Genomic DNA, 12,891 nt, shown 5'->3' with positions numbered 1-12,891 from the left:
CGCCGCCGTACATGTTCTCACCAAACAAAGACCGCCGTATGTCATACACCGTACGTCACACGCGATCCATGTTCTCCTTACCAAATCCCTTCATATAACTTTTCAGTTATATCCTGCTCCGAAAAAGTATTTAAGGTTATTAAGCCGCTCTGTTTTAATGCAGGCTCTTAGATATTGGGCATATAGATGTCTAAACGGAGATTTGCATGCAACAGACTCAACTGACCTGGTGGCAACGCTACAGCTTATGGCTGCAACAGGCGTTAATCCGCGCAGAACTGGGCGCCTGGCAGGCAAATACCGCAGCAGACCGCCACGACACCACCACCTCACCGGGGCAGCTATGAGTATTGAAGTCCAGCAATTGCGGAAAAATTTCGGCGATTTTAAAGCCGTTGATAATGTCAGTCTGTCGATTAAAAGCGGTGAACTGACTGCATTGCTCGGCCCATCTGGCTCCGGCAAAACCACTTTATTGCGCTTGATCGCAGGCTTGGAACAGGCCGACAGTGGCCGCATTCTGTTTAATGAAGAAGATATCAGCGACCGCCATGTCAGTGAACGCGGCGTCGGTTTTGTGTTCCAGCATTACGCTTTGTTTAAACATATGACAGTGGCGGAAAACGTCGGTTTTGGCCTGAGCGTCAAGCCGAAGAAATTCCGCCCGTCGAACACTGAGATTAAGCAAAAAGTGCAGAAACTGCTGGAGCTGGTGCAGTTGGACTGGACCGCAGACCGTTATCCATCGCAGTTGTCCGGTGGTCAGCGTCAGCGTATTGCGCTGGCCCGCGCGTTAGCCGTTGAGCCAAAAGTGCTGCTGCTGGACGAGCCGTTTGGTGCGCTGGACGCCAAGGTGCGTGCGGAACTGCGCCGTTGGCTGCGCCGGCTGCATGATGAAATTCATGTCACCTCCGTCTTTGTTACACACGATCAGGAAGAGGCGCTGGAAGTGGCCGACCGGATTGTCGTGATGAACAAAGGCCGCGTTGAGCAGGACGGCACGCCGGAGCAGGTCTACGACCATCCAGCCAATCCATTTGTTTACGAATTCTTAGGCACGGTGAACCTGTTCCACGCCCGGGTGCGTGACGGCGACCAGCTGGTGCAACCAAGCAGCGCAGACTTACCAGCCGCCGCCGAACAGCTGGAGCAACCAGGCCTCGCCTACGTGCGCCCACATGAAATCGACGTGCTGCATGCCAAAGAAGACGACGCCATCGCCGCCCGCCTCGACCTCATCACAGTGGTCGGCCCGACGGTGCGGCTCGAACTGCAATCGCAACACGCCGACCAAATCATCCACGTCGAACTGGATAAAACCCGATTTAAACAGCTGGGGCTATCCGTCGGCCAGCACACCTGGTTAAAACCCCGCTACAGCCGGGTGTTTTTAGGCGAAGGGATTTGATCTCTGCTTAGAGCGGATTGCAGTCATTCCGTTCAGGCTGATTGACACTGCGACAAGTGTCAAAGGTGCAATTCGCTTTGCTCATTGCACCCTACGATCGGGCCGCTGGCTCGTAGGGTGGGTAGAGCGCAGCGAAACCCACCGGTTGTCGCACAACGGTTGTCGCACACCGAGTGTTGCTGACCGTACCTAACCTTACGTCGGGGCGGTAGGTACCGGCAAGCAACGCGCCGCCGTACATGATAATTAAAGAATGTCTGCTTTTGGCACAAACCAACTGAACAACATGAATCCCACATCAGGCATGATGCATAAAAAAATCTAATCCTTCTGTCACAATTCTTCTCGTGCTTCCGCCACGGCCTTGTCACGCAATCCAATTAATCTGACGCCCGTTGTTGCAACAGCATCAACACAAATCTCTGTTGTGCCTAATCTCAGAAGGAAAATTGGATGAAACTGCTGACTCACACCCCAACACTGCTGGCCGGCCTGTTTGCCCTGGGTCTGATGAACATTGGCACTGCACATGCTGCAGAACAACAACACAGCTACAGCAATAGCGGTTACTGCCAACTGGCTGCCAAAGGCACTTCAGCATATCAGCGCAACGTACTGGCTGCTTATGCCGGCAAACTGGGTTATGCGCCTAGCCAACGTGAATGCCGTAGTCTGCAACAACAACGCGCTGTGACCACGCCGGTATTTGAACTGGGCAGTGCTATTAAACAATTTGAACAGGGCTCTGTGCGTAAACTGCCACACGCCACTGTGGAAAAACTGAAAACGTTGGATTCAAGCCGCCAACAACAATGGTTTGATTTGGTTGCTGGTTAATCCGACAACTCCTGAAACAACAGCAGACCGGGCTTTTTCCACAAAGCCCGGAGTTTTTAAAAAATGCCACCCGACATTTCTGCCCTTAACACTTGAGCCGCACCGTCGCAATTGCCTACAATAGCGCTCTTTTTTTTGCACAGAATCTCAGCATGAACGACACCACCGCACGCCCGGAATTACCAGACCGCCTGTCAGTCCAACCACGCAGCCCACATTACAACGCGGCCGTGTTTGAACATGACATTGGCATCCGCCTGAATGGCAAAGAACGTTTTGACGTTGAAGAATACTGCATCAGCGAAGGCTGGGTTAAAGTGCCGGCCGGCAAAGCAGTGGACCGTCGTGGCCAACCGCTATTGATGACGATGAAAGGCACTGTCGAAGCTTATTACCGCTAAGACACGGCCACATCTGTAAAAAAACCGCCCGGCCTTCAATAGCCTGAGGCGGTTTTTTATTCGCCCCGTCCATGGCGCTCACCTTTCAGGCCAACGCTATGCGTTGTTAAAAATTGCTCCAGGCAATTTTTTATTCGCCCCGTCCATGGCGCTCACCTTTCAGGCCAACGCTATGCGTTGTTAAAAATTGCTCCAGGCAATTTTTTTATTGTGTCAGTGTGCCAAAATTCCCGCAGCGATCTGCTGGGCTTGCTGGCGAATTTCATGCAGTGCAGTACTTTCCCACAACTCGCCACGCAATAACGAACCGATGGCATAAACTGTCGGCTGTACAGCGCCAGCCGCATTCTTAACCCGCAAACTGGCGACGTCGACAGCTAAACCTAAACCAAGCGGCCCTGCCGCTAAAGCACCTGTTGCGATAGCCTGTTGCAGCAGATGGCCCGGCAGATTGCGGTAATCCTGCTCCGGCCCTGTGCAATTCAGCACTAAATCTGCATGATAATCAAAAGTTTGTGCCGGCATTTCACGATGCACCCGGCTATTGATCTGCAGGGCAAGCTGTTCGCCTGCCGGGCGCACACTCAACACTTTGCCGGCATGCACTTCCAGTAAGCCATGTAAGCGCAGTTGCTGCAGCTGGTCATGCAAATGCAGCGGCACCCGGTGGCGCGCCACGCCCCATAAATGCCGCAGCCGGCGCATAAACAGCGTTTTTTCTGTAGGGCTGAATTGCTGCCAGTAGCGCTGCGTATGCGGCCTTAACGCATCAATCAGCGGTTCTGCCGACACGCCTAAGCGCCTTACCTGATGGCGCGCCCGGTTAAACAGCCGTAATAACTGCCGCAGGCTGGCCTGCTGCGGTAACGCCTGACTGAACTGGTTCAGCTGTAGCCCCGGATGGCGGTGCGGCAACATGCCATAACCATGCGGAGATACTGACAGCACCGGTGTTTTCAGGCCAGCAGCGCGCAGAGATAACAACGTATCGACCATCGTCAGACCATTGCCGAGGATCACGACTTGGCTGTCAGGTTTGAGTTTGTGCAGCCAGGCGTCAGACCAGGGGTTGTGGACATAAGCCGGATGGTTCGTTAGTTCAGCAAAACCCGCCGGATGGCGCGGTAATTCGTTGCCACAGGCCAGCACCAGCTGGTGAAAATCCTGCCAATCGCCCTCGCACTGCAGACGTGGAGCGGTCTGGTCCGTCAAATCCAGTGCTGTGACTTTGACCTTGCGAAGGCTGACCTGCAGACCTTTTTGCACAGCCAGCGCCAACGACTCTTGCCAGCGCTGTGCGACATAATCACCAAACACTGCCCGCGGCAAATAGGCCTGCGCTAATACCGCAGGCTCGTCAGCGGCAAATTGCGCTTGCTGTTGCAGCCAATGCAGAAAATCAGCCGGTAACGCCGGGTCTAGGCTCATTTTTCCGGCAGCCACATTCAGCAAATGCGCCACTTGCCTTGGCTGATAAGCTACGCCACGACCAAACTGACCGGTCTGGTCAAAAATCTGCAGCGACAACGCAGTGTCAGCCTGTTTAATCAACTGCATCGCCACTGAAACGCCAGCTAAGCCGCCACCTAAAATCGCAATTTTCTGCATCGCTGTGCTGTACCACCTGATGAACTACCGCCGATGTGATAACTGGCCAAAGCCCTTCCTGTCAATGAAAAAAGCAGTTAAGGTACAGCTGAAGTTCACCTTTTTGTCTGCCGGAGTCGCTGATGCCGCAAGCCCCCTCGCCTTTGATCGCCCTGGTAACCGGATGCTCCGGCGGCATTGGTCTGGCTTTGGCACGAGAGCTGAAAAGCCGCGGTTATCAGGTGTTCGCCACAGCCCGGCAAGCGGGTGATTTAGCACGATTGCAGGCGGAGGGTTTTGCGGTATTTGGCCTCGATGTCAACGACCAGCAGCAAATCGATGCGATGGTTCAGCAGCTGCGAGCCCAGCACGGCCGGCTGGATTTATTGGTCAACAACGCCGGCTATGGTGCTATTGGCCCGGTGCTGGATATCAGCCCGGAGCGACTGGCGCTGCAGTTTCAGACCAACGTGTTTTCAGTGGTGGCGATGACCAAAGCCGCCTTGCCACTGCTACAACAAAGTCGCGGCACTGTGCTGAATATCGGTAGTGTCAGTGCCAATCTGGTCACGCCTTTTGCCGGCGTGTATTGCGCATCGAAAGCGGCGCTGCATGCTATCAGTGAAGCACTGCGGATGGAATTGGAGCCACTGGGTGTGCAAGTGCTATTGGCCGTGACCGGTGCTGTCGATACCGGTTTTGCCGACCGTGCCAGTCAGCTGGCTGAACAGGTGCTGTCCGAAGATTCCAGCTGGTGGCCTTACCGCGACGGCGTGCGACGTCGCGCCCGTGCCTCACAGGATTTCCCGACACCAGCCACGGAATATGCCCGTGAACTGGTGCAAGCGCTGCAAATCCCACAGCGTCAGTTACACATCCGGGTTGGCCGCGGCAGCTGGTTATTACCGCTGCTCAAAGCGGTGTTACCGAGCAACCTGCTACATCGGATCCTAAAGCGTAAATTCGGTTTGTCGGTGCACTGAACACTAAGTTTCTGCAAGACGTCAGAGAGGCGACCGAATGTGGTTGTTGTAGTCGCTCCTCAGTGCCCACAAGCAAGAACGGTCAGGCAGCACCGCTATGACTTTGATACAGTAAGGCCACTTCTGTTAAAGGAACTTACTGATGTCTGAACCCTTTTTAGCGCTGCTGCCGCAGCTGTTAGCCCTGATTGAAGCTGCCGATGAACCGCTGACACTGACGGAGCTCAGCGCCCGCAGCGGTTATTCAGTCTGGCATTTACACCGTCAGTTTCGGTTTTATTGCGGCATGCCCTTACAGAGTTATCAGCGCTTACTGAAGTTACAGCGCGCAGCGACAGCGCTGGCCTACCGGCAAACCCCGGTGACTGAATTAGCACTGGAAGCCGGTTATCAGCATGCAGAAAGCTTCAGCCGCGCCTTTGCCCGTTGGTTAGGTCAGGCGCCGGCTCAGTTCCGCCAGCAACCGGATTGGTTGTATTGGGCGGAACAAACTGAACAGCTCAACCAAATCGCAGCTTCAGACGCACCGACACTTTCTGCTGCGGCCATCGCAGCGGTGCGGGCTGAAACACGCAGCGGTACTCTGTTACTACAATGGCTACATCAGGGCCACCCGGCCAGTATTGGCAACAGTATCCGGCGTTTTATCGAGTTTCGCCGCACGCACAAATTACACCCGAGCCGTTTCGCTACTTTTAACCTGCTCTATGACGACCCGCAGGATACCGCTCCGGACCAATACCGCTTTGGTCTGGCATTGCAACTGGACACAGTGCAGCCGGAATTATTGCAAGCACCCGAGCTCAGCTATGTCGAGCTACCAGCCGGTCTGTATGCCCGTTTTGACCACACAGGACCGGATGCGCAGCTCGAACCTATCATCCGCGCTTTGTATACCGAACTGTTGCCGGCAAAAGGCTGGGTTCCTGCCGATGTTCCATTGTTACTGGAGCGGGTCAGTTTTTTCCCCGACGTGCCGGCGCATCAGGCACAAACCCGGATCTGGCTGGCCTTGCAAACGAACTGAGCCGGTTCTTGATCAAGGTCAGAGTTCCGTCGTTGTGGACCCGCTACACTATGGGCTCTTTAAGCCACGGAACCGACCATGAAACATCCCAATGCTGCATCCGCTCTGAACCTGATTGGCAACAATGAATTTATCTGGAGCCACTCGATGGCTGCCACTCCTTACAGCATGCTGGACGCTTTAGCCCAGGTGGCGCGTGATAAACAGAACCTGACACTGCTGAGTCTGCATACCGAAAAAAGCGGTGCGTTGTGCGCACCTGAACTGGCCGGGCATTTACGCCAACGGGTGTTTTTTGTTGGTGGCCCGACCCGCCCTGCCGTGAACTGCGGTCTTGCCGATTATGTGCCGAGTTTTTTATCGGAAATTCCGAAGTTATTCAGAAGCAAAGAGCAACGCGTCGATACGGCGATTGTGCAAGTGTCGCCGCCGGATAAACACGGTCTGTGCAGCCTCGGCGTCTCAGTTGAAGCCACTCGCGCCGCGATGCAAAACGCCCGTCGCGTTATTGCCCAAATCAACCCGCGCATGCCCCGCACCCACGGCGATTCTTTTGTCCATCTGCAGGACTTCGCCGCTTATGTTGAACTCGAATCGCAGATCCCACTGCATCTGCCGGCCGAACAGGATCCGGTGACACAACAAATCGGCGCCAATGTCGCTAGCCTGATCCGCGACGGCGACTGCCTGCAAATGGGCATTGGAGCTATTCCGGATGCAGCACTGGCTTGCCTTGGCGACCGGCAAAACCTCGGTGTGCACACCGAAATGTTCTCCGATGGCGTGTTGCCATTATTGGCCAAAGGCGTCATTAACAACCGCAATAAGAAAAAACATCCGGGTAAAGTGGTAACCACTTTTGCCATGGGCAGTCAGGCGCTGTACGACTTTGTCGATGACAACCCGGAAGTGGTGTTTTTAGATGTGGCCTATACCAACGACACCGCGGTGATCCGGCAAAACCCGCAGGTGGTGTCGATCAACAGTGCGCTGCAGGTCGATTTATCCGGCCAGATCTGTGCCGATTCGCTCGGCACGAAGATTTACTCCGGAGTGGGTGGTCAGATGGATTTTGTCCGCGGCGCCGGTTTATCTGAAGGCGGCCGCGCCATTATTGCGCTGCCCAGCACCGCAGCCGGTGGCACAGTCTCGCGCATCAGCTCTTTGTTAACGCCGGGGGCAGGCGTCGTCACCACCCGCGCCCATGCGCATTACATTGTCACCGAGTATGGTGTGGCCAACTTACGCGCCCGTAGTCTGACCGAGCGCGCCAAAGCGCTGATCGACATCGCTGCGCCACAATTTCGCGAGCAACTGGCGCGGCAGGCGTTTGAAGATTGGGGTCTTAAGGTCTGATTTTTCGGGGTTTTTCTTGAGTTCGCTTGCTGTCTGTCGTTCTTTGCGCTTTAACTTGTTATAGGTCTTTTATTGCAGTGACAAAGAACGCACATGATCAAACGAATGAGAGCCGTGCTCCTGCCCGGCTTGCTGATGTGGCTGGCTGCTTGTCAGCCGCGTCCAGATCCGACGCTGCGGATAGGGACCAATCTGTGGCCCGGTTATGAACCGCTGTATGTTGCACGTGACCAGCGGGTATTTCAGTCGCTGGATGTTCAACTGATCGAGTATCGCGCGGCAGGTCAGGTGCTGAATGGCTTGCGCAAAGGCACTATTAATATGGCCGCACTCACGCTGGATGAAGCCGTGCGGATTTCGGCCAGCGGTATACCGATTGAAGTGATCTGGTTATTCAACATCTCAGATGGTGCCGATCAACTATTAGCCCGCCCCGGGATCAGTCAAATTTCAGAACTCAGCGGCAAACGTATCGGTATTGAAAGCAATGCGCTCGGTGCATATTTATGGCAGCGTTTTTTATCGCTGAACCATCTCAATGCAGCTGATTATGAGCTTGTCGGTTTAGATTTAGCCGCCCATGCGCAAGCGTTGACTAATGGCGAAGTCGATGCCGTCATGACCTTCGAACCGGAAAAAAGCAAACTGTTGCGGCTTGGGGCGAAGGCTTTGTTCACCAGCAAAGAAGTGCCTGGCGAAGTCCTGGATGTGCTCATCGTACGTAAAACTGGTGATAACGCCCCCACCACAGCACAGATCCAGCAATTTATCCGGCAATACCACCAGCATTTCCAGCAGATGCAGCAAAACTGGCAAGGCTGGTATCCGCAACTGAACAAAAGGCTCAAACTGTCAGAGCAGGAATTGGTACAAACTTACGGTGAGTTGCAGATCCCGTCCGTCACTATGCAAATACAGCTGTTATCAAACCAAGTCAAAATGCAAAAAATCATGCAGGACTATCAACAGGTGTTACTCGATATTGGCATGATTTCTCAACCTTGCGACTGCACCAACCTGATCAATACCCGCTATCTGGAAGCGCTGTAATGCGGCTAAACATCAGTCTGTTACCGTTGCTATTAACGCTTGGGCTATCTTGCCTTGGCTTATTGCTGTTGTATGGCATGCATCAAGGCATGACACGAACGCAACTGATTGCCAACGAACAGCATCACCTGGAAACCGAATTGATGGAGCAACATTCGTTGCTGCAGCTTTACCTGATGAAACATGATGAAGCGTCATTGAAAAACTGGACATCACTTAAATCGGAAAGTCCGCATGTATTAGCGGTGCTGATTGTCGACCCGCAACAAATGATTGTTGCCGCGCATCAGGTTGCGATTGAAGGTGAAAGCCTCAAATCTTACGACGCCGGTCTTGCTAAAGAGCTTGCTACGCTGCCACCACAGCAGATGGTAAAACCGCTGCTGTTATCAAGCGACCGCAACGAACTGATGATGGCGTTACCGCTGCAGTTTGGCAAAGAACAAGGCTGGCTGGTGCTGCAATATGATTTACACGACGCACTGAGTTCAGGGCTGGCTATCACGCTGCAAAATATGCTGGTTTATCTCACGAGTATGCTGCTGAGTGGCTTTCTAACCTTCTTACTGCTGAAGAAGATCCTGCTTGTGCGTCTACGCCGTCTCGAACTGACTTTGAATCAGTATTCAGCCGGCGCGCATGATGCAAGAGCGGCAGTGAATGACAACAACGAGTTTGGCCGGCTGGAACTGATGCTAAACCGCACGCTAGACGCGCTGAACCAGCAAAGAACTTTGAGTCAACACACGCAGTTGTTTAACGAATTGGTGTTAAACAGCACGACCGACGGCATTATCAGTGCGGACACGCAGGGGCGGATACTGCAAATCAATCAGGCGGGTTTGAAGATCTTCGGCTATCAGAGCGCAGGCGAATTAACCGGTCAGGATTTGAATTTACTGATCCCGCCGCAGCACCGCCAGGACCACCAGAAGCATCTGGCCAAAAGAGGCATCCCTCCATCGGGTCATTTTCTCAATCGGTTACGACAAGTTGAAGGTCTGCGCAAAGATGGCGCCGCAGTGCCATTGGATATCACGCTGACACAAGCGTCACTGGAAGGTCAGCTGATCTACATCGCGTTTCTGAAAGACAATACCGAACAACGTCACTACCAACGTTCCATTGAACAGTTGGCCTTCTCTGATGCCCTGACCGGCGCCGCAAACCTGCATGGTCTGAAACGTCTGCTGCAGGACAATCCTGCGGTACACTGGATGTACCTGCTGAACGTCGACGGCATGGCGAATCTGAATAACAGTTTTGGTTTTACTGTCGGTGATCTGTTGATCCAGGCCTTTTATAAGTTGTTGCAACAGCGGTTAGGGCCGAACCATCTGCTGGCGCGCAATCAGGGCGCTGAGTTCCTTTTATTAAGTCACGAGCCGCCAGCACATTGGCTGGCTGAGTTTCAGGCGTTACAAGGTTCGGAACTGCCTCTGGCCGGTTTTCATGTGAAACTGAGTTTCTGCACGACCTATCAATTGCTGCAATCCACTGAAACTTTTGAGACGCAATTGCATAGTGCTGAATTAATGATGCGCCAGGCGAAATCTGCAGGTCGCGGCACTATGTTGCAAGTTGAACCCGGCTTGATCCAGCAACTGCAGAGAAATGCTTTCGTTTGCCATCAGCTGGACCAGGCGATCCGCGATGAACAACTGTTTTTTCATTACCAGCCTAAATTTGCCGCGCTCAGCAGACTGCCGGTTTCCGCAGAAGCATTGTTACGCTGGCAGCTCGATGGACAATTTATTTCGCCGGGGATTTTTATCCCATTGGCAGAGCAAAGTCACCTGATGGCACAATTGGATCGTTTGGTGATCAAGCAGGCCTGTCGGCAAATCAGGACTTGGCTGGACAAGGGCTGGCAAGTGATGCCGATTTCAATCAATTTATCAGCCAGACACTTAGTCGATGACAGTACTATTGCCTACATTTTTGAAAAGGTTGGCGAATTTGATGTTCCGGCTCAACTGCTGGAAATTGAAGTCACCGAATACAGTCTGATCGAGGATGAAACCCATACCGCAGAGAACATGCACCGGCTGATCAAAGCCGGGATTGGCATTGCCATTGACGACTACGGCACCGGTCATTCGAATTTGGCAACGGTTCTGAGCTTACCGGTACAGAACCTGAAAATTGACCAGAGCTTTATCCGCAAAGGCATGAGTAACGCCAAAGGCCGAGCCATTCTGGAAAACATTCTGCAACTGGCTAAATCGCTGCAAGTCACCACTACGGCTGAAGGCGTTGAAACGGAGGAACAGCTGGCGTTCCTGCAGGCATCCGGTTGCGAGTATATTCAGGGTTATCTGCTGTCTAAACCACTGCCATTGGCTGAGTTTGAAGGACTACTGAACTCCCATAATCGACACGCTGACGCGTCAGGCTAGCCCCATCGATGAGTAAACCAACTCAGATAAGTTAAGGCTGGCAGCTTAGTTAATGGGATAACTCTCTTCATTGCAGCCATCTAACAGATACGCAGGTACGGCCTGAATATCAGATCCAACTGTCGGTCTTATACCAGTAAAACCTCGCAAAAAACCCCGCTAAAGAGTCTTAGATACAACACATTAAAAGCGTCTAATTACTAAAAATCTGATCCCTTCCCAGTTTTTTTGCCTGATACAGGGCTTCGTCCGCTGCTTTTATCATGTCTTCTGCGTCTGCATATTCTAATTCGCTGGAAACTACCCCTGCGGAAAAAGTACAGGAGAATTGAGATTTGCCAGCACTGAAGTGAATCTCCCTGAATGCGCGCAAAATAGTGTTTAGGGCTTCCTCAGCATGCTGCAACTTGCAATTTGGTAAAACAATCAGAAACTCTTCACCACCATAACGCCCGGCGCGATCACTACGCCTGAGCCTTTTTTTAAGTAGGGTGGCGATAGTACTGATCACAACGTCACCCATTGCATGCCCATAACTGTCATTGATGTTTTTGAAGTGGTCGAGATCCAGCATTGCAACACAAAACTGGTCAGTACTTCGCTTAAACAAATCATATTGGCGAGCGACAGCTTCTTTAATCGCACTGTGTTTGATGAGTCCGGTTAAACTGTCACGTTCTATCAGTGATTTTATTTCTTTGTTTCTTGCCAGGGTTAATCGGACTGACGTGATCAAGTTTTCATTAGAAATAGGCTTTGTAATAAAGTCATCAGCGCCAAATGACATTGCCTGAAGCTGCTGCTTGATATCATGTTCGGCAGACAGAAAGGTAATGTGAAGACTGCTTAACGAGTCATATTGTCTGATCACCCCTGATATATCAGAGCCGGAGTAGCCTGGCATATGCATATCTAGTAGCAGTAAATCGGGACTAAAATTCTGCAGTTCAGAGATAATCTGCTCGGGTTCTTTTACCAGCAATACATCAATACCGGCCGATTTCAGTACCCAGCTATAATGCTCAGCCAATAGCAAATCATCATCGAGAATCGCTACTTTTTTATCTGTGATATAGCTATCGTCGAATAATTTACTGATCCGATGCAAGATACTAGGTACGTCCAGTGGAGAAACAAAAAAGCCTGCAGCATTTATGCGAACGGCTGCCACTCTTAGCTCAAAAAAGTCTTCTATCGAAAAAATCATCAGCTTACATTGTTGTTCACTCACATACTGTAGTAGCTGATTCTGCAACAATAATGACTCCCCTTTGAGCTCAGCAGAGCAAAACAATAAGCCCGGCACCGATTTTAATAGCGCTATCTGAACGGCTCCAAAGGAATCAAATGACACAACCTGATATCCAAATGCTGAAAGCTGTGCCATCAGTTCTGTACACAGTATCTGGTCTTCTAACGCCAGCCAGATAAGTTGCTTTTGTTGATAGGGAGACCCGATCTCTGACATAGATGCGACACTGTTGTTTTTTAACAGGCGCAAATCGACCTCGTCAGTAAAATGACTAATCGCGTCACTGACTAAATGAATCAGCCGGGTATCGACAGATGCACTTTGCTGAAGCTGAATAGCAACTACTTCGAGTTGTCTGGCTAAGTAGCCGGCATCAGCCAGCTGAAAAGTGCCACAGGAGCCGGCTAACTGATGTGACAGATTAATAAGCTCGTTGAGTGAACTAATATCTTCGTTTTGTAATTGTTTATTTATGCCACGTAAAATGTCCGCATGCGTTTCTAACTTGCGTAAAAAGTTCTCTTGTAGCTGCTGCATCGCTTGCTGAATATCAGCTAGTGACTTGTTTGGCACTCACTACTCCTTCCATCC

The 12,891-nt window shown here is 51.9% G+C and carries 11 protein-coding genes; 9 read left to right on the top strand and 2 right to left on the bottom strand.

Annotated features, from left to right (window positions below; genetic code table 11):
* Positions 1-206 precede the first annotated feature (206 nt).
* From ACFFJP_RS01415 to ACFFJP_RS01400, 4 genes are all read left to right on the top strand, one after another.
* Positions 207-347, top strand: a complete 141-nt coding sequence (locus ACFFJP_RS01415; RefSeq protein ID WP_377239687.1) for a hypothetical protein — start codon at positions 207-209, stop codon at positions 345-347.
* On the top strand, positions 344-1,408 hold the full coding sequence (locus ACFFJP_RS01410; RefSeq protein WP_377239685.1) for a sulfate/molybdate ABC transporter ATP-binding protein: 1,065 nt from the start codon (positions 344-346) through the stop codon (positions 1,406-1,408). The genes ACFFJP_RS01415 and ACFFJP_RS01410 overlap by 4 nt, the downstream gene beginning before the upstream one ends.
* A 453-nt stretch (positions 1,409-1,861) precedes the next feature.
* Positions 1,862-2,245, top strand: a complete 384-nt coding sequence (locus ACFFJP_RS01405; protein WP_377239683.1) for a hypothetical protein — start codon at positions 1,862-1,864, stop codon at positions 2,243-2,245.
* 152 nt (positions 2,246-2,397) lie between these two features.
* Positions 2,398-2,646 carry a DUF3297 family protein gene (locus ACFFJP_RS01400; RefSeq protein WP_377239681.1) on the top strand — a complete coding sequence of 83 codons (249 nt, stop codon included), beginning with the start codon at positions 2,398-2,400 and terminating at the stop codon, positions 2,644-2,646.
* A 213-nt stretch (positions 2,647-2,859) separates the two neighbouring features.
* Here the strand turns inward: ACFFJP_RS01400 and ACFFJP_RS01395 are convergent, their stop codons facing one another.
* Positions 2,860-4,254: an FAD/NAD(P)-binding protein gene (locus ACFFJP_RS01395; protein WP_377239679.1), complete on the bottom strand. Its 1,395-nt coding sequence runs from the start codon at positions 4,252-4,254 to the stop codon at positions 2,860-2,862.
* Between the two features lie 122 nt (positions 4,255-4,376).
* On the opposite strand from ACFFJP_RS01395, the gene ACFFJP_RS01390 reads away from it, so the two are divergent.
* The 5 genes from ACFFJP_RS01390 (at position 4,377) to ACFFJP_RS01370 (ending at position 11,048) form a co-directional block, all read left to right on the top strand.
* Complete coding sequence (locus tag ACFFJP_RS01390; RefSeq protein WP_377239676.1) at positions 4,377-5,216, top strand: SDR family oxidoreductase; 840 nt, start codon at positions 4,377-4,379, stop codon at positions 5,214-5,216.
* 142 nt (positions 5,217-5,358) lie between these two features.
* The gene (locus tag ACFFJP_RS01385; RefSeq protein WP_377239674.1) at positions 5,359-6,243 is read left to right on the top strand and encodes an AraC family transcriptional regulator; all 885 of its coding nucleotides are present in this window, start codon (positions 5,359-5,361) and stop codon (positions 6,241-6,243) included.
* Between the two features lie 78 nt (positions 6,244-6,321).
* The gene (locus ACFFJP_RS01380; RefSeq protein ID WP_377239671.1) at positions 6,322-7,599 is read left to right on the top strand and encodes an acetyl-CoA hydrolase/transferase family protein; all 1,278 of its coding nucleotides are present in this window, start codon (positions 6,322-6,324) and stop codon (positions 7,597-7,599) included.
* 105 nt (positions 7,600-7,704) lie between these two features.
* On the top strand, positions 7,705-8,649 hold the full coding sequence (locus ACFFJP_RS01375) for an ABC transporter substrate-binding protein (RefSeq protein WP_377239669.1): 945 nt from the start codon (positions 7,705-7,707) through the stop codon (positions 8,647-8,649).
* Positions 8,649-11,048 carry a putative bifunctional diguanylate cyclase/phosphodiesterase gene (locus ACFFJP_RS01370; RefSeq protein ID WP_377239666.1) on the top strand — a complete coding sequence of 800 codons (2,400 nt, stop codon included), beginning with the start codon at positions 8,649-8,651 and terminating at the stop codon, positions 11,046-11,048. The genes ACFFJP_RS01375 and ACFFJP_RS01370 overlap by 1 nt, the downstream gene beginning before the upstream one ends.
* 193 nt (positions 11,049-11,241) lie before the next feature.
* On the opposite strand, the gene ACFFJP_RS01365 is transcribed toward ACFFJP_RS01370, so the two are convergent.
* Positions 11,242-12,873: a diguanylate cyclase gene (locus ACFFJP_RS01365; RefSeq protein WP_377239664.1), complete on the bottom strand. Its 1,632-nt coding sequence runs from the start codon at positions 12,871-12,873 to the stop codon at positions 11,242-11,244.
* Between the last annotated feature and the right edge of the window lie 18 nt (positions 12,874-12,891).

Origin of the sequence: Rheinheimera tilapiae (assembly GCF_042432165.1) — a bacterium.
In the GTDB taxonomy this organism is placed as follows: Bacteria; Pseudomonadota; Gammaproteobacteria; order Enterobacterales; family Alteromonadaceae; genus Pararheinheimera; species Pararheinheimera tilapiae.
The sequence above is the reverse complement of the archived record's forward strand: the minus strand, read 5'-3'. Positions and strand labels throughout refer to the sequence as shown.

What these genes read in the sequence shown, in the direction of transcription:
- ACFFJP_RS01395 (WP_377239679.1), bottom strand. Translation starts at nt 4,254, where the DNA reads ATGCAGAAAATTGCGATTTTAGGTGGCGGCTTAGCTGGCGTTTCAGTG.
- ACFFJP_RS01405 (WP_377239683.1), top strand. Translation starts at nt 1,862, where the DNA reads ATGAAACTGCTGACTCACACCCCAACACTGCTGGCCGGCCTGTTTGCC.
- ACFFJP_RS01375 (WP_377239669.1), top strand. Translation starts at nt 7,705, where the DNA reads ATGAGAGCCGTGCTCCTGCCCGGCTTGCTGATGTGGCTGGCTGCTTGT.
- ACFFJP_RS01390 (WP_377239676.1), top strand. Translation starts at nt 4,377, where the DNA reads ATGCCGCAAGCCCCCTCGCCTTTGATCGCCCTGGTAACCGGATGCTCC.
- ACFFJP_RS01380 (WP_377239671.1), top strand. Translation starts at nt 6,322, where the DNA reads ATGAAACATCCCAATGCTGCATCCGCTCTGAACCTGATTGGCAACAAT.
- ACFFJP_RS01400 (WP_377239681.1), top strand. Translation starts at nt 2,398, where the DNA reads ATGAACGACACCACCGCACGCCCGGAATTACCAGACCGCCTGTCAGTC.
- ACFFJP_RS01370 (WP_377239666.1), top strand. Translation starts at nt 8,649, where the DNA reads ATGCGGCTAAACATCAGTCTGTTACCGTTGCTATTAACGCTTGGGCTA.
- ACFFJP_RS01410 (WP_377239685.1), top strand. Translation starts at nt 344, where the DNA reads ATGAGTATTGAAGTCCAGCAATTGCGGAAAAATTTCGGCGATTTTAAA.
- ACFFJP_RS01385 (WP_377239674.1), top strand. Translation starts at nt 5,359, where the DNA reads ATGTCTGAACCCTTTTTAGCGCTGCTGCCGCAGCTGTTAGCCCTGATT.
- ACFFJP_RS01415 (WP_377239687.1), top strand. Translation starts at nt 207, where the DNA reads ATGCAACAGACTCAACTGACCTGGTGGCAACGCTACAGCTTATGGCTG.